Annotated in this window: 19 protein-coding genes and 1 tRNA gene; 14 read left to right on the top strand and 6 right to left on the bottom strand. The window is 55.1% G+C overall.

Annotated elements, in window-relative coordinates; genetic code table 11:
• The first annotated feature begins 101 nt into the window (after positions 1-101).
• The 3 genes from CHR90_RS12155 (at position 102) to mgrA (ending at position 3,183) form a co-directional block, all read left to right on the top strand.
• Positions 102-1,145, top strand: a complete 1,044-nt coding sequence (locus tag CHR90_RS12155; protein WP_094409294.1) for a LacI family DNA-binding transcriptional regulator — start codon at positions 102-104, stop codon at positions 1,143-1,145.
• Positions 1,146-1,156: 11 nt separating this feature from the next.
• Positions 1,157-2,086 carry a LysR family transcriptional regulator gene (locus CHR90_RS12150; protein ID WP_094409293.1) on the top strand — a complete coding sequence of 310 codons (930 nt, stop codon included), beginning with the start codon at positions 1,157-1,159 and terminating at the stop codon, positions 2,084-2,086.
• Positions 2,087-2,157: 71 nt separating this feature from the next.
• Entirely contained in the window at positions 2,158-3,183 is a 1,026-nt protein-coding gene (gene mgrA / locus CHR90_RS12145) for an L-glyceraldehyde 3-phosphate reductase (RefSeq protein ID WP_094409292.1), read from the top strand.
• A 393-nt stretch (positions 3,184-3,576) separates the two neighbouring features.
• On the opposite strand, the gene CHR90_RS12140 is transcribed toward mgrA, so the two are convergent.
• Both CHR90_RS12140 and CHR90_RS19440 read right to left on the bottom strand, forming a co-directional pair.
• Positions 3,577-5,103 (bottom strand): ATP-dependent nuclease, encoded by a 1,527-nt coding sequence (locus CHR90_RS12140; RefSeq protein WP_094409291.1) that lies wholly within the window; start codon positions 5,101-5,103, stop codon positions 3,577-3,579.
• Between the two features lie 163 nt (positions 5,104-5,266).
• Positions 5,267-5,341 (bottom strand) — tRNA-Ala (locus CHR90_RS19440).
• A gap of 141 nt (positions 5,342-5,482) precedes the next feature.
• On the opposite strand from CHR90_RS19440, the gene CHR90_RS12135 reads away from it, so the two are divergent.
• The 7 genes from CHR90_RS12135 (at position 5,483) to CHR90_RS12110 (ending at position 11,263) form a co-directional block, all read left to right on the top strand.
• Positions 5,483-6,715 (top strand): site-specific integrase, encoded by a 1,233-nt coding sequence (locus tag CHR90_RS12135; RefSeq protein WP_094409290.1) that lies wholly within the window; start codon positions 5,483-5,485, stop codon positions 6,713-6,715.
• Between the two features lie 87 nt (positions 6,716-6,802).
• Positions 6,803-7,276: a MerR family transcriptional regulator gene (locus tag CHR90_RS12130; protein ID WP_094409289.1), complete on the top strand. Its 474-nt coding sequence runs from the start codon at positions 6,803-6,805 to the stop codon at positions 7,274-7,276.
• Positions 7,277-7,601: 325 nt separating this feature from the next.
• Positions 7,602-8,285, top strand: coding sequence for a hypothetical protein (locus CHR90_RS19255; RefSeq protein ID WP_141210942.1), 684 nt, complete (start codon positions 7,602-7,604; stop codon positions 8,283-8,285).
• A complete protein-coding gene (locus CHR90_RS19250; RefSeq protein WP_141210941.1) occupies positions 8,251-9,549 on the top strand; it encodes a hypothetical protein in 1,299 nt (432 codons plus the stop codon). The genes CHR90_RS19255 and CHR90_RS19250 overlap by 35 nt, the downstream gene beginning before the upstream one ends.
• A 242-nt stretch (positions 9,550-9,791) precedes the next feature.
• Positions 9,792-10,382 carry a tyrosine-type recombinase/integrase gene (locus tag CHR90_RS12120; protein ID WP_094409287.1) on the top strand — a complete coding sequence of 197 codons (591 nt, stop codon included), beginning with the start codon at positions 9,792-9,794 and terminating at the stop codon, positions 10,380-10,382.
• Positions 10,379-10,894 (top strand): hypothetical protein, encoded by a 516-nt coding sequence (locus tag CHR90_RS12115; RefSeq protein ID WP_094409286.1) that lies wholly within the window; start codon positions 10,379-10,381, stop codon positions 10,892-10,894. Before CHR90_RS12120 ends, CHR90_RS12115 begins: the two co-directional genes overlap by 4 nt.
• A 24-nt stretch (positions 10,895-10,918) precedes the next feature.
• Positions 10,919-11,263, top strand: a complete 345-nt coding sequence (locus tag CHR90_RS12110) for a hypothetical protein (protein ID WP_094409285.1) — start codon at positions 10,919-10,921, stop codon at positions 11,261-11,263.
• 316 nt (positions 11,264-11,579) lie between these two features.
• Here the strand turns inward: CHR90_RS12110 and CHR90_RS12105 are convergent, their stop codons facing one another.
• Positions 11,580-12,575 carry a helix-turn-helix transcriptional regulator gene (locus CHR90_RS12105; RefSeq protein ID WP_094409284.1) on the bottom strand — a complete coding sequence of 332 codons (996 nt, stop codon included), beginning with the start codon at positions 12,573-12,575 and terminating at the stop codon, positions 11,580-11,582.
• 236 nt (positions 12,576-12,811) lie between these two features.
• Between CHR90_RS12105 and CHR90_RS12100 the strand changes: the two genes are divergently transcribed.
• The gene (locus CHR90_RS12100) at positions 12,812-13,306 is read left to right on the top strand and encodes a hypothetical protein (RefSeq protein WP_094409283.1); all 495 of its coding nucleotides are present in this window, start codon (positions 12,812-12,814) and stop codon (positions 13,304-13,306) included.
• Here the strand turns inward: CHR90_RS12100 and CHR90_RS12095 are convergent.
• Positions 13,299-13,688, bottom strand: a complete 390-nt coding sequence (locus tag CHR90_RS12095; protein WP_094409282.1) for a helix-turn-helix transcriptional regulator — start codon at positions 13,686-13,688, stop codon at positions 13,299-13,301. The genes CHR90_RS12100 and CHR90_RS12095 overlap by 8 nt on opposite strands.
• Before the next feature lie 190 nt (positions 13,689-13,878).
• Here CHR90_RS12095 and CHR90_RS12090 point away from each other — a divergent pair, with 190 nt between their 5' ends.
• The 3 genes from CHR90_RS12090 (at position 13,879) to CHR90_RS12080 (ending at position 16,686) form a co-directional block, all read left to right on the top strand.
• Positions 13,879-14,634 carry a PDDEXK-like family protein gene (locus CHR90_RS12090; RefSeq protein WP_094409281.1) on the top strand — a complete coding sequence of 252 codons (756 nt, stop codon included), beginning with the start codon at positions 13,879-13,881 and terminating at the stop codon, positions 14,632-14,634.
• A complete protein-coding gene (locus CHR90_RS12085) occupies positions 14,631-15,269 on the top strand; it encodes a hypothetical protein (protein WP_094409280.1) in 639 nt (212 codons plus the stop codon). The genes CHR90_RS12090 and CHR90_RS12085 overlap by 4 nt, the downstream gene beginning before the upstream one ends.
• Positions 15,270-15,420: 151 nt before the next feature.
• Entirely contained in the window at positions 15,421-16,686 is a 1,266-nt protein-coding gene (locus CHR90_RS12080; RefSeq protein WP_094409279.1) for a DNA-methyltransferase, read from the top strand.
• A gap of 6 nt (positions 16,687-16,692) precedes the next feature.
• Here the strand turns inward: CHR90_RS12080 and CHR90_RS12075 are convergent, their stop codons facing one another.
• On the bottom strand, positions 16,693-17,928 hold the full coding sequence (locus tag CHR90_RS12075) for a hypothetical protein (RefSeq protein ID WP_094409278.1): 1,236 nt from the start codon (positions 17,926-17,928) through the stop codon (positions 16,693-16,695).
• Positions 17,928-18,403, bottom strand: a 476-nt coding sequence (locus tag CHR90_RS12070; protein WP_212668680.1) for a hypothetical protein, incomplete at its 5' end; no start/stop codon positions are given. The genes CHR90_RS12075 and CHR90_RS12070, both read right to left, overlap by 1 nt.

Genomic DNA, 18,403 nt, shown 5'->3' with positions numbered 1-18,403 from the left:
CTCCGAAAATGGACCGTTATTGGTCTCTGTAATCGATTACATGAACGGTATCATAATTGGATGATTTTGCAAGCGTCCTGATAAGTGTCTAAGATAAGGAAATGCGTTCTCCTCGCCGCCCGCCGTCGCCCCCCGCCAAAATTGCCGATGTCGCCCGCCTCGCCGGGGTTTCCGTCGCGACCGTCAGCCGCGCCCTCGCGACGCCCGAGGTCGTGTCGGAGACAACGCGCGAGCGGGTTCTCGCCGCTGTGCGCGAGACCGGCTATACGCCCAACATCGCCGCACGCAATCTGCGCGCCCGCAAATCGATGATGGTGCTGGTCGTCGTGCCCGACATTTCCAACTCCTTCTTCGCCGACGTGCTGCGCGGGATCGACGAGGCGCTGGCCGCAGAAAATTACGGGCTGATCATCGCCAACCTCGGGCGCGCGCCGGAACAGGAAGCGCGCTACGTCAACCTTGCCCTCGCCGGGCAAGTCGATGGTGTGCTGCTGCTCTGCGGTCACGTACCCTGTGGCGGCGGGCGCCGGATGACCGACGCCAACCTGCCCATCGTCGCTGCCTGCGAAACCATTCCGGGGGCCGACTTTCCGCAGGTAGAGGTCGATAACCGCGCCGCCGCGAAAACCGCCGTGCAGCATCTTATCGGCCTTGGCCATCGGCGCATCGCTTACCTCTCTGGCCCGCGCGCTAATGTGCTCGATCAGGCGCGGGCGGCAGGCTATGCCGAGGCGCTGGCCGAAGCAGGGCTGACCGGCATAGCCCCCGTTCTGGACGGCGATTTCGGGTTTCACGCTGGCACCAAAGCCGCCGAAACCCTGGCCGCCCTGCCCGCCGAAACCCGCCCCACGGCGCTTTTTGCCGCCAATGACGAAATGGCCATCGGCTTTATCAAGGCCGCGCGCGGGCTGGGCTTGGCCGTGCCCGACGATATGTCCGTCATCGGCTTCGACGGGATCGATTACGCCGATTTTTGCGAACCGACGCTCGCGACCATTCACCAACCGCGCCGCACTTTGGGCGCCCGCGCGGCCGATCTGCTGATCGGCCTGATGAGCGGGCGCGACAAGCCGCACGCCGGGATCGAACGGGTGGCGACGGAGTTGCGGGCACGCGCCAGCGCCGCCCCCTTGGCCGCCCGATAGGAAGCGCCGGGGTGCTATCGCGCAACCATTTACCCGACCTGTCGGTCTTTCTGCTGATCGTCCAGCACCGCAGCTTTAGGAAAGCTGCGGACCAGCTCGGCGTGACCGTTTCCGCCGTCAGCCACCGGATGAAGGCACTGGAGGACCGGCTGGGCGTCCGCCTGCTGAACCGCACCAGCCGCAGCGTCGCCCCGACGGCCGCCGGGGAAGCCCTCGCCCAAAAGATCGCCGCCGGGTTGGAGGTGATCGACAGCGGGCTTGCCGAACTGCAAGACCGGTTTCGCGGCATTGCCGGAAGCGTGCGGATCAATGTTCTGCGCGACGCGGTGCCCCTGCTGCTCGCCCCGGCTTTGCCTTTGTTTGTCGAGCGCTACCCGAATATCGAACTGGAAGTCGCGTCCGACGATCACTTCGTCGATGTGACCGCCGAAGGGTTCGATGCGGGGCTGCGCTATGCGGGCAGCATCCCCGAGGATATGATCGCCATGCCGCTCACGCCGCCGCTGCGTTGGGTGACGGTCGGCGCCCCCAGTTATTTCGCCCGCCACGGGCGGCCTGCGGTGCCGGAAGATCTGACCGGGCATCGCTGCACCCGGCTGCGGACCGGGCGCGGCCAGATCTATCGATGGGAGTTCGAGCGCGGGGCCGAAACCCGCGAGATCGACGTGCCGGGGTCGGTGGTGTCCGGTTCGACCGATTTCGCCCTGGCCGCCGCCGTCAGCGGCACCTGCCTAACCTATTGCCTCGAAGCCCTGGCCCGCCCCTATCTCGATACCGGGCGGCTGGAAATCACCCTGGCCGAATGGGCGCCGCTCGGGCCGCCGCTGGCGCTCTATTATTCCAGCCGTCGCCAATTGCCCTTCGGTATCAGCGCGCTGATCGACATTATCCGCAGCCTCCCGGAACAGCGGTTTCTTGAGCTAAACTCAACGAAACATTGATGATCGCCGCCTTGATTCACAGATGAGCGGCGCCTAGCCTGCCCCTGATTTCCGCACCAAGGGGCACCCGCATGTATCTTCCCAACCCAACGCGCTATGAGGGCGTGGACTATCGCCGTTGCGGCCATTCCGGTCTAAAACTGCCGCCGATCTCCCTCGGCCTTTGGCAGAATTTCGGCGGCGCCGACGTGTTCGAAACCGGGCGGGCGGTCATCCGCCGCGCCTTCGACCGGGGGGTAACCCACTTCGACCTCGCCAATAATTACGGCCCGCCCTATGGATCGGCGGAAGAGAATTTCGGTCAAATCCTGGCCAAAGATTTCAAGTCCCTGCGCGACGAGCTGATTATTTCCTCGAAGGCAGGCTGGGATATGTGGCCCGGCCCCTATGGCATCGGCGGATCGCGTAAGCATCTGATCGCCTCGCTCGATCAAAGCCTAAAGCGCATGGGTCTTGAGTATGTCGATATTTTCTACTCGCACCGCCCAACACCAGACGTGCCGTTGGAAGAAACGATGGCCGCGCTGGTGCAGATGGTCCGCCAGGGTAAGGCGCTGTATGTTGGCATCTCCTCCTACGGTCCCGAACGCACCCGCGCGGCAGAGAAAATCCTGCGGGCGGAAGGCGTACCGCTGCTGATCCACCAACCATCTTATTCGATGCTGAACCGCTGGATCGAAGACGGGCTGTTGGAAACCCTGACCGATCTCGGCACCGGCTGCATCGCCTTTTCGCCGCTGGCCCAGGGGCTGCTGACCTCGAAATATCTCAACGGCGTGCCGGAGGATGCCCGCGCCGGTAAGGGCGGCTCGTTCAAAGCCCAGCACCTCAGCGCCGAAAACCTCGCCCGCGTCCGCGCCCTCGACGGGATCGCCCAACAGCGCGGCCAATCGCTGGCGCAAATGGCCATCGCCTGGACCCTGCGCGATCCGCGCGTCACCTCCGCCCTCATCGGCGCCCGCACCGTCGCCCAGCTCGACGACTCGCTGGATGCGGTGAAAAATACTCACTTCTCAACGGAAGAGCTGACCGCCATCGACACCCACGCCCTCGACGGCGGGATCGATCTCTGGCGCTCGCAATCGCTTCATACCTGATGGACTGACCGGTAGGCGCAGCAAAAAGGGGCTAGCGGCTTCACACGGCTAACCCCTTGATAATTTTGATATATGCCCTCCGGGTAAGATTGCAGGCGAACACCCCTGCCTCTTCAAGCTGGTAGGGGGAGACTTTTCCCCGTATCTCCCGACCCTATCGACCGCCGCGACGCTTTCACGGAACGCGCGGCGATGAAACAGTTTGGCGGTGGCACGAGCCGGGAACAGGCAGAACGGGAGGCGGCGGCGGAATCCGGCTTCCCGCTGGACACGGCAAGGATCGCAAGACCCTGACGAGAAGACCAGAAGATGACAGTGACAGAATTTGGAAATACTATAGACTGGTGGGCATGGGGAGTTTGAGGGGTAAAAACAAACCCCATATTAGAGGAATTATTTCAGAGGGATTTTTTGCTGTATTTTTTCTAGAATCAGAATTATTTCGGAAAATGATTCTTTGCAAGAAGATTTAAAATAATCATTTTTCTCGGACGCTAGTTTTTTAAATTTTTGGAGACATTCTTTTTTATAACTATCTTTATCATTCCCGGATTTTTCCTCTAATATCATTTTATCAAACCCAATTTCCTCAGGATAATACATTTCTAAACTTTCCTTCTGAAGGCAAATAAAGGTATCATCGGAGCATTCTTTAAATTTTTCTAAAAGCTTATTTTTTACCTCTTTCCCCTTTTTATCTCCATCTAGCACCACCCAGGCACAATTTTTGTATACAGGCTGTAGATGCGTATACAAATACATACGATGTATTTCACCAAAGTGCCTTTTTGTGTTGTCTGCACCACCGGCTGATACAGTGCGAATCTTTCCATAGAGAGAGGGGAAAAACCACTCAATTAAATAATCACGAACTATTTCTTCCATTGAGGATTCTTCAAATATGATCCATCCTCTAAAAAGACCAAAATCTGAGAAATGATAACCCAAATCCTCTAAAGCATATTTTCTTTTTTCAGAGCTGTCAGTTATATTTTGTACTTTTGAGATTGGATATTGACCATCACTCACATTATCAAACGATAATATATTCGTAAATTTATGACAGGCGAGATGCGTTAAAACAATATGAGAGTGAGTTGAAATAAAGAATTGATTTTCATCAGATTTTTCTACTATTGCTTCCAATAATAATTTTAATGCACCCGGATGAATATCATTTTCTAATTCCTCTATTAAGAATATTTTGTTCTTTGCAATACTTAATTCCGCAATAAACGCAACGATATTGCAAACCCCAGATCCCATTTCATTTACAGATATTTGTTCTCCATTTATTAGTTTTATTCCAGGATGTTGCCCATGCTCAGTCATTATATTGCCAACTGTAAAACCTAAAACTGATTGTGATTTCTCATTATAAAATTTCATAGATGGGTGATTAGGGTGCATTACCACATGCGCCACAAGAGAAGAAAGTAACGATAAATCATCTAAAATTTTATTGTAATTATGATTGTTAACCACTTCTACGAAAGATTTTATTTTTCTTTCTGAAAGAAATTTTACAAATAATCCCGTATCTCTGCGATTTTCTAAACGCTCCAAGCCTAAGCTTGATGATGCCCTACCTTTCGCAGCGATATTGATATTCCCCTGTCGATCACCAGAGACCGATATATGAACTAGCTCCCTTTGAACAATCGGACTTAACTCAATTTGTCTCTTCCATTCTTCAGGTAAAAATAAATAATTATCGATATAATATTCTATATAAAATTGATGTTTTCCGATAGAAACTTGTATAGGTTTATTTCTTTCAACCTGAATAACCGATAATGCTTCTAGGAGGGCAGATTTTCCTGTATTATTTTTTCCAATTAAAACGTTTATATTGGAAAATTTTAAATCAAGACTCCCCAATGATTTATAATTTTGGATAACCGCACTCCGGATAATCATATCCACACCTTTGCAAAACTCACGTCGATATAATTTATAAGGGATTAAATACGCAATTAATGCAACCAAGATAATTCAAGACGAGCCTCCCCCCGCTGGTGACATGGTGGTGCCACAGCAAAAAGGGGCTAGCCGCTTCACGCTGCTAACCCCTTGATAAACTTGGTGGAGCCGATGAGAGTCGAACTCACGACCTCTGCAGTGCGATTGCAGCGCTCTATCCTTTCGCAGCTATTCCGCGCCATTCTAACCCATAGTATTATATCGAAAATACAATGAGTTATGATGGATGGCGTTTCCTTCGAATGGCCAGGAACGGTCAGAAATATCCGTTTCGTTGTAGCTTATTTGTAGCTATCATAAAAGCCAGGAGGTAGCTATGACAGCAGAAACTCGAGCCCGTCAGGAGCGGCAGCGGCAGAAGATTACCAAGCGCGTGGTCGATGCGATGGCGTCGGGGACCACGATCTGGGACACCGATCTGACGGGGTTCGGGGTCAGGCGGCAGGTCCGCGATCCGTCGTTCATTCTCAAATATTCTTTCAATGGGAAGCAGCGCTTTCATACCATTGGGCAGCACGGCCCGCTGACGGTGGATCAAGCGCGGACGGAGGCGAAACGGCTGATTGGCCTCATTGCCTCGGGCGTCGATCCGAAAGCTGCTCCTGCTGAAAAAATCGAAGCCATAACCGTAAAGATGCTCTGCGAGCGCTACCTTTTGGAGGGGCCGAGTTTCAAGCCTGACAAACGGGCATCCAGCTGGAACACCGATCAGTCAAATATCACGCGGCACATCATCCCCTTGCTTGGTGAGCATGTGGCGAGGGAAGTCCGTGAAAGCCATATCATTCGCTTTATCGCTGCAGTGACGCGCGGTGAAACCAAGGCCGACGAGAAGACTGGATATCGCGGGCGTGCCATCGTGGATGGAGGAAAGGGGACCGCCGCCCGAAGCCTTGCCGTGCTGAGCGCCGCCTATACTTATGGCATCCGCGCCGGGCTGGTATCTGAGAACCCCACAAAGACTGTGAAAGCAGCTAAAGGGGAGGCCCCTGGCCGTTTTCTGAGCCCCGACGAATGGACACGGCTCGGGCAAACCCTATCCAATCTCGAGAAGGCTGGCCGCTATAAGCCTTTTCTGGACGCGATCCGGTTGCTGGCCCTGACTGGGTGCCGCCGCTCCGAGATAACCAACTTAAAATGGGAAGAAGTTGATCTTCAGCAAGGTGTGCTCAACCTGAAAACGAGCAAAGTTGGGGCTCGATCAGTTCCGGTCAGCGATCAAGCAATTGCTTTGTTAGGAGAAATACCACGAAGCAATCTGTTCGTATTCCCATCTTCACGCGGCACCGGGCCAATTATCGGCATTCAGAAAGTATGGGGTGAGATTCGAGACATTGCAGAGCTAGGCCAGATCAGGCTTCATGATTTGAGACATAGTTTTGCGTCACAGGCCGTTAATGCCGGTGCTTCGCTATATATGACTGGCGCCCTGCTTGGCCATCGGCAGAGTAAGACCACACAACGTTATGCCCATCTGCAGGCTGATCCACTCCGAGCCGTTGCCACTGAAGCGGCACGGGGCATCGATTTGGCCCTGAAGTCGGAATAGGGTGAGTTTTCGCTTGATCGAAGTGCGGGCAATCTATACAAAAACATAGAACATGATATGTTTTAATTGACAACGAGGAAATTATCTATGGCGCTCTGGACTGCCAATGGCCTCGGACAAGAGTTAGGCGACATCCTTGGATTGGATGCCGAAGGAGCAGCTGTCCGCACTATTCGCCACCTAACCAATGCGGGCCTCATTCCGGTACAGGGAGACGTCCACACAGGTACAGGTTATCGACGAACCTATGACGAAGAGGGATATGCCTGGTGCTCACTCATGCTTCAGTGCAACGGATGGTTCATCACAATAAAAAAGCTTAACGAGATAAAGGATAATATAATGAGCCATCTAAATCAAATTGCTGGGAGCCCCTTTCTATATGAGCATGTAAAAAACTCCAATGCGCATATTGTTGCTATAGGAGCGCCGCACAATCACAGCCCGGTCGTCTTTCTTAATAAGAATTACCATCCAGATGAACTTCCCATAGATAGTCTCTGCATTCCGGCCGAGACTCTTTTACCGAAAGAAGAAAAACCGAAGAGGAGCTCGAAATGACGGAATCGCGATATCTTAGGAGGGCAGACGCTTCGAAGTTACTACTCGATAAGTTTGGACTCCAGGTTGCTCCTGCCACGCTAGCTAAGCTTGCTGTGACGGGAGACGGGCCTCCCTATCATCTTTGGCAGAACCGGGCCGTCTATGACAGGTCCGATCTCTGTCAATGGGCAATTGGAAAGCTGGGCCCTAAACTGAATAGCACAGCTGATCGCAAAAAATCGATCGGTGGGACTGGGCTTCTGTGAACGGCCCCGATCCATTCCATCAGAGGCCAATTTTAAAGCCAGCACAGGGAATCAAACGTTTGATTGGAAGGTGATATATGACCAAGAATATCCGTAGCCCTGAACCGCATATCATTGACGATTTATTTTCTGGAGACGGTGTTGTCATCAATGATGATTCAGTGGAAAAAGCATTTCGCGCTCTAGATTTAGCACAAGAGGAAGAGAAAATATTTCGGAAGGCGCGTCGTGCGCTTCGAAAAGAAACTCATAAGGTATTTTCCCTTACTTTTGAGGTCTATTACTACGCCATTTCATCGCCCCATATATTTAAAAAGCTAAAAGAATTAATCGAAAAGGACGGAGAGTATAATATCAGTTCCAGAACAGATTTATCTTTACGGATCATACGGTGGGTCGGCTTTCAAGAGAATGCCAGAGCCCACGTGTGGGCAAATGCTATGCGAGGCGCAATAGATCAAAAACTAACCCCGAAATTATTAAGGGAAAAATTAGAGAATAAGCAAGTCGGCATAAGGAGTCTTAGCGAATATTTTTCCTCAACGAAAAAAAGCAAGACTGAATGTCTCGAAATTAACTCGGACTATGATTCGGTAGATACAGATATTATAGAAGAAAATTCTCCTGTGCCAATACTGGTATGGAGTAAAAATATGAGAAAAATCGCAAATTCAAAAAAATATAAAAACAAGAAAAAGCTCCAAATCTTAATAGAAAAGCGGGCTGATGGAAAATATGACGTCGTCAAAATTGCTCAATGAGGTGTCGCTCATGGAAAGAAACAAGGTTTTAACGATTTCAAAGTATGGAAAAGAGTCTTTTCCTACAGGGAACCCGGACTCGCTATACTCAATTTCGGCGTTCTGCAGAATTACGCATATGCCTCGCTCGACAGCATATCTCCGGGCTAAGAATGGCATAATTAAAATCAAAAAGGCTAACGGTCATATATTTATTTCTGAGAAGGATATAATGGACATTATCACCTCTAAAAATCAACCTTCTATGCACTTAAAAGGTGTGGATCAAAAATTCAAAATTGGAGATTGCGATCTTTATTTACCCATATTGGAAGAAAATTCAAAAAAATTACCGGGTTCTATTTCACTGAAAACTTTATTCGATTGGACAAGGGTAGCGTCGAAGCATGATGATTTGGAACAGCCAAATTCATACTATCATTACAGATATGCAGACATCCTCCGTGAAACTCACGTTCTTTTAGCGCAAGCACGTAGTTATGATATTGCCCTTGCAAGAAGTGCACGAATAATTACTGGGTGCAAGCCCGGAAATTATTGTCAAAGCCTATTTTGTACTCGCTGCAAGGAAAGGAGGATATTCCGTTTGGTGCGCCGATTTTCCTCAACGGATCACAAAATTGGAGATCTATTTTTTATCACATTGATTGCTGGAGTAGTATCATCAGCTAAAGACGCAGAGCAACTGATTGATGGGGTGAAATCTGCTGTTGATCTTCATTTAGATCAAACAATACAAGTAAATGCAAAGTTCTCTCAAATTTCATTTGGTGGCATGTTCGAGTTGGAGCCTATCCGTGAACCGATAGGAACGCGCAAAAGGGCTTGCTTGGTTACTCTTGGCTATAAACGCGAGGTGCAGAGCCAATTAAATGCACACGCCCATATCATTATCCATGCTCCCGGACTATCGAAGCTGGATTTAGAGACTTTCTTTAGGCAAGCACTCGCTAGAGTTTGTCCCTCAACTGGTTTCGGGATTCCGGGGCAGGTGCGCGTTGACCGACTTAGAAAAGATATAACTCTCGCTCAATCAGTCGCAAACTGCGCGGGTTATGCGTTAAAGGCAGAGGTACCAGTTTCTCGCCCTTTACTCGCTAAGGTCCGTCAGACGCGGAGAAGGCCAGAGGATTTGCCGATAACGCTTGCGGATGAGCTGCACGCAGAACTTATTCCAATGCTCCGTCTCATTCATGATATCGGCGGGTGGGCACATATGAGATGGAATCGGTCAAAGCGCGCTGCAGCAAGGCCAACTGTCTAAGTAGTTAGTACATAGACTAGTCACGAAAATGCGTGCATGTGCAGACGCACTCATACATAGACACATGCAAGGATGTGTACATAGATATATAGACACACTCATATATAGATTTTTGAAGGAAGCATACTTCTCCGGAGATGGTTGCAATATTTCACGGATTTTACGCAATTAATTACCGGTATTGATTTTTATCTCTATTCATGCTATACTATTTATACTTCCACTACACTGCGAGATTTCTCATGCCAGGGTCACAAGCCTTGCTGCTGACGCCGTCTGCCGTGCGTCGGCTGCTTAAACACGTCTTGACGCACTCACGCTATCCGGCGCGCGACCGGGTGATTGTCGCCTTGAGCTTCCGCGCCGGGTTACGGGCGGCGGAGATTGCCGGGATGCGCTGGCGCATGGTGCTCGATCCTTATGGAAAGGTCGCTGATCGATTGACCGTCGAGGATGCCATCGCCAAACGCCGGGGTGGGCGGATCGTGCCGATGCACCGGGAGTTGAAGGCCGCGCTTATGGCCTTACGGACGGAGTTGGATCAGCCGCCGGAACGGGATGCGCCCATCGTCACCTCGGAACGCGGCGGGCCGATGCGGGCGGGGAGCGTCGTCAATCTCTTTGCCGGATGGTATGCGGCGCTGGGGTTTGAGGGCTGTAGCTCCCACAGCGGGCGGCGGACCTTTGTTACCACGTCGGCGCGCAATCTTGCTAAAGCGGGCGGCAGTCTGCGCGACGTGCAACTGCTCGCCGGGCACCGGCAATTAGCGACGACCGAACGCTATATTCAGGGCGATACGCAGGCCCAACGCCGCCTTATCGCGCTGCTGTGAGCGGCGAACCCCTCGAACCCCGGTTTCAGGGGGATGAGGATTATCTCTGCAGCCTCTATGCCGTGCTCAACGGCGTGCTGCGTCTTGCCCCCGATCTCGATCAACCCGCGATTATCCGCCTGTTCCGCGCACTCTGCCGGGCACTGGACCGGGATGATCGGCTGCTGACGACGCTGATTGACGGCGGCGGCGGGCCAACGGTCGAACTGCTGCTGACGGCCTGCGTCAAGACGTTGAGCCCAGCCCTGCCGTTAAGTTGGGACCGGCTGATGCTGCCCCCGACGAACCCCTTCACGACCCTGCGCCGACTGGCGCGGGCGGAGGCCAGCCTGCTGATGACCTACCGCCACGCCGAAGGCGGACATTGGACCGTCATCGACCGGGTCGGCAGCAAGTACCTGCATCTTTTCGACAGCATGGGCTTCGGCCCGCTCCCCCTGGCCGACTGCGGTTTTAGCGGCACGCCGCCCTATCGCTTCTCCCGGCGCGTCTATCGGCTGCGCCGCGTTTAACCACCCCCTTCCCACGAGGATCATATGACCGGGATCATTGCCCTCTCGGTGGCCGACCGCGCCACCGGGATTTTTCATCTATGTCTTGAGACGGAGTTTGTACCACAGCGGTTCGTTCCGATTCTGCTGAACGCCGAACCTCCAGGGCGGTTTGACGCCGGGCGCTATGCAGCAAAGCTGGTTGTCGGGTTCAGTCTCGACCGCGTACCGGTGCGGCTGCTGCGTGACTGGCGCGAACTACCCGGTTTCGATCTAAGGGCGCTCGTGACCCACGCGCAAGGAACGCTGTCCATCGTGCTGCTGGAAGGCCGGGACGCGGATACGCTCTGCCTCTATCAGGGTCCGGTCACGGAATTGCATTTAACCTAGAGGGAAAAACTTTCCTCCGAGCTTCCATATGAAGGAAAATATAAACCAATACAATGATAATAAAAATGAAATTTACACAGGTTCTGGAGGAGAGAAAGTCCTCGCAAAACCAAAACTTTCCCCACATTTCGGGCAATCATATTCAAATTTTTCATTCCAGCTACCGCCATCCTCAACATACGAAGCTTGAAAGCGGGTGGTAATTCCGCATGAATTACAAATTTCACTCCAAGTCTGCTTGTCTATCATCATAGTTATGCACCCTCAAAAACATACGGAATGCAAATTATTTACCCTTCTTCATCCAGATCGTCAATCATATGATGCACGCATAAACACTCATCACCTCGCGGCAGCGGAATAGAAGTTCTTCCCGCAACTCGGGCGGCTCGATCACTTCCACATCCGGCCCCCAGCCGAAGAGATGCAGCGCCATTTCCCAGAGGCTGCTGGCGGTGAAGCGCACTTCCAAACCGCCCTCGGGCAGGTCGATCATTTCTTGCGTCGGATGAAAGCGGTAGGTGCGGGCATTGGGGGCCGCATGGGCCGTAAACCGCCAGACGATCCGGCGTGGCCCTTCGGCATCTTGAAACACGCCGAAGCTGCGCTGAACGAAGGCGGCAAGATCAATGTCCAACACCGGAGCCGGATCGGGCAGCAGCCGCACCTCCGAGAAACGGTCCAGCGCGTAATGCTGTGGCCGATCCCACTCCGGGTTTTGGGCCAGCAGGAACGGGCGTGGCCCATAGAGAAAGCCCAAGGGCACCAGCCGCGTCACGCTCTCCGCTCCATTCGTCCGGCGGCTGTAACGCGCTTCGATCCAGCGCCCGGCGAGGATGGCTTCCCGGAAAATCGCCAGAGTCGCGCCCTCAATCGGCACATAGGGACCGGGCCGATGGGTAACGGCTTCGGCCTGACTGAGCGCATCAAGGTCGGGATCAAGACGGCGGCGCATCGCCGGGGCCAGCGCGGCGCGGAGTTTCTGGCCCAGGGTCTGTAACGCCTCGGCTTGGGTTTTGAGGCTGGCCTGCTCCAGCAGTTTCCCGGCCGCGTCCAGGGCCGACAATTCCTCCAGCGTCGGGGCCAGCAGCGCCGGGCGCAGACCAGAGGGCAACCGCCAGCGCTTCTGCCGTCCGCCGTCGGATAATTCCTCGACCTGGGGAAACAGCCGGATCACTGCATCGCGCATGCGCTCTGCGGTGCGGCGGCTGACGGCGAAGGCGCTTTCGATATCGGCGAGCCGCAACCCTTCGGCGCTGCCCTGCATCAAGAGCGCCAAGCGCAGGATCATTTCAGGTTTGTCGTAGCGCATCTCCGGGGTCCGCTTCTGGCTTTGTCTGCCGTCAGCTTCGCGTCCGTCTGCGTCAGAAGCGGACGGAGGCAACACCCCGGCCCGATCACTATCGAAGCTTTGCCGTGGGGCCGCTAGTCCGCACGGCTGAGAAAACGGAGTTTTTCTCCGTTAACGCGTCCGCTTTTGACGCGTCCCCTTGTCATCCTCCACCCCGTAAACCGTCAGGCGCATGCCCGCGCCGGAACAGGAGACCTATGTCTAACATCGACACGACCGCCGCTATTCCCGTCACCCGCAAGCACTGGTTCGCGTTGCTCGCCTGCCTCGTCTTTCCGCCCCTCGGGCTCTTTCTGCTCTGGCGTGGGCCGACCTATCGGCGCAACAAGGGCGTCTGGGAGCCGGTGCCCCGGCGCGATAAACTTATCATCACCGTTTTGGGGCTGGTGGTGATCGGCTTTCAGGTGAGCCGGATCGGCGGCGGGAAAATCGATAGCCTGCCGTTCTGCGACGCTTCCGCAACCTTACGCTCCCTCAAAGGCGCGGTGGAGACGTCTCCCGCCGGGCGCACGCAAGGACTTCGCTTGATCGAAGTCGAGAAGCCTCACGAAACCGCCTGGAGCCCGAGCGAGCAAGTCCGGCTCTGTGCCGGGGATGCCGTAACCAATGGCGCGACCTTACCGATCCAATACCGGCTGCGCTGGCTGGATCAGGGGAAGGGCCGCTGGCTGGTGGAATATCAGATCAACTAGCCGAAGACGTGAGACGGCGCGCGAGTTGGGCCAGCCCCTCGGCTTGTTCCAGCATCGCGCGCCGAACCTCGGGCGGTTGTGCAATGAACAGCGCCAGCAGCCGCCCGGCGTCCACCTCCAGCGGCGGCACCGGCTCCAGCCGAAACAACTCGTGGAACGGTACGCCGACCGCGTCGGCCAAGGCTTCAGCATGGACCATTGAGGTGAAATTCACGCCGCGCTCAATCTGGCTGATGCCATCGACACTGATGCCGACCAACTCGGCCAGGGCTTCCTGGGTCAAACCCTTCGCCCGCCGCAGCTCGCGCACCCGCCGCCCCAGCTTGCGGAGAATCTCGGCCCCTCGGGCTTTACGGGAAACGGACGCGTCAGCTTCGGTCATAGCGCGAGCGTCCCAAAGAAGCCGTCCCGCCACCACACCCCAAAGCCTCGAAAGCAGGGATTGACAGGCAGCAGAGAACGGAGTTTTTCTACGATTAATCGTAGAACAGCCCCGGATTTAGGCCGACCCGTTGCCAACAAGACGCCCCAAAGAGCCGGATCGACCGTTCCCCTGGGAAGCCCCCGGCGTCATGGCCCGAATTGCGGACATGTTGGCGGCGATCCCGCCCGCACAAGTGACGCGCCCCTTGCCGGAGGGATTGGACTTCAAGGTGCTCCGCAAAGCCGATCTCGGGCTCTTCGGGTTTCATCCGCGCCACGGGCTGACCCACGGCGACCATCTGCCCTTCGCGGCGAAATTTCTGGAGCCGGTATCGTCCAGTGGGCTGGCCGTCTTTCTCGGGGCGAACGCCTATCACGATGCCGCCACCTCGGAAGCCCGCAGCCGTGCCTTTGCTGCTGCACTAATCGATGCCGCCAACTGCTTACGCGCTTACGATGAGCCGCCCATCTCACTCCCGCTGGACATTGCCCCCGGTAGCCTCAGCGTGCGGAAGGAAGTGGGCACCGGCCTGCGCCAACGGGGCAAACGCGGCTTTATCGATCTCCTGCTCACCTGGACGACACCCGCCGGAAAATCCGTCGCCCTCGCCGTCGAGTTCAAGCACTGGGCTGGATTAAGCGCCGACCAACTCCGCCCCTATTCCGCTTATCTGCGGCAAGCGTTTCCCGAGGCGGAGGTTGCGAGCTTCTACGTCACCCCGGACGGCCACGCCCCCAGCGGCGCAACCGCGCGCGCATGGCGAGCCGTCTCTTGGTTCCACCTGCTGCGGCGCTTCGAGACCTACCTCGCCGATCAACCGGCCCGCCCGTTGAAAGCCGACCTTGACCCTTTCGACCTCTTCCGCCGCCAGCAATGGCACATTGCCCTGGGACTGAACCGATGACCCGCCTCGCCCTGCCGGAAACCCTCCTGGCCTACCGCGATCCCGCCACCCGCAGCGCCCTCGACTGGGTGGCCAACCAGACAGAACCCCCCGCCGGGCTGACGCTGGGGGAAGTGCGAGACTTTTACGCCCTGCGCCTCGCTTACGACAAACTCCGCTTCGACACCTGGGCGTGGCTGGAAACCCTCTGGCAGCAGACCTGGGGAACGGTGCTCACTGACCTCGAACCGCTGACCAACGCGGCGGATGGTAGCCTTCCGGACGAATGGGCGCTGGATGCCATCGACCCCGCCGATGCCGTTGATGACATGGTCTGGCTCTATAACGCCCATCGCCTCAAGAATGGCCGCATCCTTTGGACGGGCGTGTTCGGGCGGGCGGTTCCCGGTGGCGAGATCGGGTTTGCCTTCTCGCTTTGGGATGGGGCGACGCCAGCGCCGCTGGAGGAGATGCGGGCTTTGGCTGAGCAACTCGGAGATGAATGGGAGTTGATCGCTGAGGATGAGCCCAGGGATCGGGAGATTTGTACGCGGGTGGGGAGTTGCCTGCTGGATAAGAATGGAGAATATGATGCTGACGCGATGAATAGGATTATCGACATGACAGCCCTCAGGGGTGTTTCCGACATCCCTTAACTTGCAGATGGGATCACGCATATCTTAGCCCTAAAAAAGGCTTGGAAGTTCCAGCTTCACACGATTTTTGTCATACAGATAGTCCTCTTGATTGTTGTTTTACGGAAATGGCTCAGCTAAGGTATTTCTGTAAGCGAAAGGGGGAGATATAATGGCGCGGCCAAGAGCAGAGAATCCAAGAACAAAAATCACCAATATCCGCCTGACAGAGGAAGAGCGCATCGCTTTTGAAGTCGCTGCCGCCTCCAAAGGTTATAAAAATATTAGCGAATACATCCGTTTCCTTCATAATAACCTCAATTATGAAGCGGTTTCTAAACAAAAAGATCAAAAAATTGACCTATGCGACTATCCAGCTAAGATGCTTCGTAGCTTCCTTTCGACAAAGCACGGGGAAATACTCTGGGGTGACAGCCGAAGCTATCTTTTCAATAAGGCTAAGCCGAGCAGCGTCGATCTTATCATGACCAGCCCGCCTTTCGGCCTAGTCCGTAAGAAGAGCTACGGTAACGAAGATGCCGACGAGTATTGCGAATGGTTCCGGCCCTTTGCGGAAGGGTTCCGCACCGTCCTGAAAGACAGCGGAAGCCTAGTCATTGATATCGGTGGCGCATGGAAACCCGGCCAACCAACCCGCAGCCTATATCACTTCAAACTACTCATCATGCTTGTTGAGGAGTATGGTTTTCACCTGTGCCAAGAGCACTATTGGTGGAACCCATCAAAGCTTCCTACTCCCGCCGAATGGGTCAATGTCCGCCGTGTACGCGTCAAAGACGCAGTGAACACCGTCTGGTGGTTGGCGAAGACTCCTTTTCCCAAAGCCAACAACAAGCGCATCCTTCAACCATATTCCAAGTCTATGGAACATCTGCTGAAGAACGGCTATACTGCCAAATTGCGTCCCTCTGGCCATGACATCTCGGAAAAATTCAATAAGGATAATGGCGGCTCAGTACCACCAAACCTATTAGCTATAGCCAATACTGAGTCCAATGGTCGTTATCAGGATCATTGTCGTGCAGAGAATATAGCGATCCATCCCGCACGCTTCCCTGCGCAACTTCCCGAATATTTCATTCGCTTCCTAACAGACCCAGGCGACCTCGTAGTTGATCCTTTTGGCGGGTCCTGCGTCACCGGCGTCGTCGCTGAGAATCTACGTCGCCGCTGGGTATGTTGCGAGCTATCTGAGGAATACCTACTTGGAGCTCGAGCCCGCTTCGTACCAACAGTGCAGTCACTTCCTAAAGAACGAGGCAACCCTTACGGGATCTCGTCGCCTTGCGCGAGGCCCGTGAATGAGAAGGATGTGCCGCTCTTTGCAGATGGTGGGGCGAGTCGCCCGCCGGAACTGAGGCGTAAGGCCGGGAAATCCGAAATACCCGACAAATCGGCCCTCCGCATCCCTGCATGATCGGCGTCAGGCCACCGAAGAAAGCCAATCGCGCACCCAATCCCTCAGAAGCCCCGACTTGATTCCGTTGAAATCCACCGCGCGTGGCGCAACCGCTGTGTCATTGAGGAGAGTAGGGGCTGCTTGGCTCAACACTATCAACGATCGCCGAATTAAGGCGGGAAGGTCAGTTTCGCCAGTGTACCCCCGCCCATACCGAATGATTTGCCCTGCCGCTTCCTGAAATCGGGCACTGGCCGTGTCTCCAGTCAGATACTTCACCTCGATGATGGCCACTACGCGCTCGGCTTGGTTATCGACGAGCACCAGATCGGGACGATCCGCCGCAGATGCCATGCCATAGGCTGCAAGGACGGCTGCAAGACGCATCTCCGAAGGTTCTGGCGCAGGCGGCATGTACAGGCCGCCCCCTGACTGCCAGAATAGCGAGAGACGGCCACAGCGCAGCACTGGCTGACCAGGACTGGCATCGAGGACAGACAAGCGAAGCGGGAGTGCAAGTTCCAACGAAAGGGCTTCGCCAATCCCTGAGGCAACCGCCAGCTCGAAGCGCCGCCATACTTCAAGCGGGCCAAGGAGCGTGCTGTGTAGCACGCTTGCAAGCGCGGCTTCGTTTCCCGCCTCGATCCCGGTCAGTGCCATATACGCGGCAATCGCATAACGATAGATCAGTCGCCTTGATCGCGCCGCGTCCCGCAACACATTAGGCCCCGGCCTACGCCCCATTATGACGTGCTTGAGCGGCTCCCGCAGCGCATCAAGCCGCTTCACCGCCGAAATTTCCTTCATCGCCGTCTCGATCAGACCGGTATAAGCTGAAATCTTTGGAGGCATAGCAAAGAGCTGTTCGGCATAAGTGGCAGCCATTTGCACCACCCACGCAACCACTTGATTCGGGCCGGTGTTGAACGAGCGCACTGGCTCTTCGGATACAGTGAGGGAGGGATGACCGGCCACACGTCGCGCGATCACCGAAGCACGAGCATCAATCCTCCCCCGCGCGACCGCGTCATCCGTGCGCCTCTGAAACTGCAGCAGGGCTTGCGCGTCATGTCGATGCGCTAGGAGGTACTGCAAGAACTCCCGCACCGGCGCGGAGATCGCCCAATGCGCGCGCAGAAGATCAATATCGCGGACGAGATCAAGCGAGGGACTTTCCGCACCGAGAAGCCCGCCAGAGCGGAAATGCCGGAGGAAGATTCCCGCCGCATAGTCAGAAATCTCGCGATCAATCTCTCGCATCACACCGCGACCACCTCCATCCGCCGCTGGATTCGATCCTTACCTTCCGCATCGAGTCCGAATGCCTCGATAGCCGCCTCGGCAAGAAACTTAGCGTCTTGGACCACGATACCGTCCAACATCGGAAGAAGTACCATGTCTACCGCATCAAGTAGGGCTTCTCGCATCGAGGGGGTCGGCACAGTGAAGAAATCCGCCGCCCCCTCCATGACCTGAACCGCCCTGATGGCATCAATGATCGGGGCTGGGCCGAGCACCCGAACTTTGTTGATCGCTGACCAGAAAGCCCCAAGCGGGCAGGGGGCACCATGCGCCGGCCCTGCCCAAACAGGATCTACCTTACGCAAGTAGGCCGCTATAAACGCCGCCGTGTCACGTGGCGCATCAACGTAAATCCAGCCAAACCGGCGACTCAAGGCGTAAGACATCTGGACACCTCGAAAAACCCCTCGCGTCGGGGTTGGTGACGTGATTC

Source organism: Elstera cyanobacteriorum, from assembly GCF_002251735.1.
In the GTDB taxonomy this organism is placed as follows: domain Bacteria; phylum Pseudomonadota; class Alphaproteobacteria; order Elsterales; family Elsteraceae; genus Elstera; species Elstera cyanobacteriorum.
The sequence above is the reverse complement of the archived record's forward strand: the minus strand, read 5'-3'. Positions and strand labels throughout refer to the sequence as shown.

Bases quoted from the DNA above. Each gene is read 5' to 3' on its own strand.
- CHR90_RS12155 (WP_094409294.1), top strand. From the start codon at position 102: ATGCGTTCTCCTCGCCGCCCGCCGTCGCCCCCCGCCAAAATTGCCGAT.
- mgrA (WP_094409292.1), top strand. From the start codon at position 2,158: ATGTATCTTCCCAACCCAACGCGCTATGAGGGCGTGGACTATCGCCGT.
- CHR90_RS12140 (WP_094409291.1), bottom strand. From the start codon at position 5,103: ATGATTATCCGGAGTGCGGTTATCCAAAATTATAAATCATTGGGGAGT.
- CHR90_RS12135 (WP_094409290.1), top strand. From the start codon at position 5,483: ATGACAGCAGAAACTCGAGCCCGTCAGGAGCGGCAGCGGCAGAAGATT.
- CHR90_RS12130 (WP_094409289.1), top strand. From the start codon at position 6,803: ATGGCGCTCTGGACTGCCAATGGCCTCGGACAAGAGTTAGGCGACATC.
- CHR90_RS19255 (WP_141210942.1), top strand. From the start codon at position 7,602: ATGACCAAGAATATCCGTAGCCCTGAACCGCATATCATTGACGATTTA.
- CHR90_RS19250 (WP_141210941.1), top strand. From the start codon at position 8,251: ATGGAAAATATGACGTCGTCAAAATTGCTCAATGAGGTGTCGCTCATG.
- CHR90_RS12120 (WP_094409287.1), top strand. From the start codon at position 9,792: ATGCCAGGGTCACAAGCCTTGCTGCTGACGCCGTCTGCCGTGCGTCGG.
- CHR90_RS12110 (WP_094409285.1), top strand. From the start codon at position 10,919: ATGACCGGGATCATTGCCCTCTCGGTGGCCGACCGCGCCACCGGGATT.
- CHR90_RS12105 (WP_094409284.1), bottom strand. From the start codon at position 12,575: ATGCGCTACGACAAACCTGAAATGATCCTGCGCTTGGCGCTCTTGATG.
- CHR90_RS12100 (WP_094409283.1), top strand. From the start codon at position 12,812: ATGTCTAACATCGACACGACCGCCGCTATTCCCGTCACCCGCAAGCAC.
- CHR90_RS12095 (WP_094409282.1), bottom strand. From the start codon at position 13,688: ATGACCGAAGCTGACGCGTCCGTTTCCCGTAAAGCCCGAGGGGCCGAG.
- CHR90_RS12090 (WP_094409281.1), top strand. From the start codon at position 13,879: ATGGCCCGAATTGCGGACATGTTGGCGGCGATCCCGCCCGCACAAGTG.
- CHR90_RS12085 (WP_094409280.1), top strand. From the start codon at position 14,631: ATGACCCGCCTCGCCCTGCCGGAAACCCTCCTGGCCTACCGCGATCCC.
- CHR90_RS12080 (WP_094409279.1), top strand. From the start codon at position 15,421: ATGGCGCGGCCAAGAGCAGAGAATCCAAGAACAAAAATCACCAATATC.
- CHR90_RS12075 (WP_094409278.1), bottom strand. From the start codon at position 17,928: ATGCGAGAGATTGATCGCGAGATTTCTGACTATGCGGCGGGAATCTTC.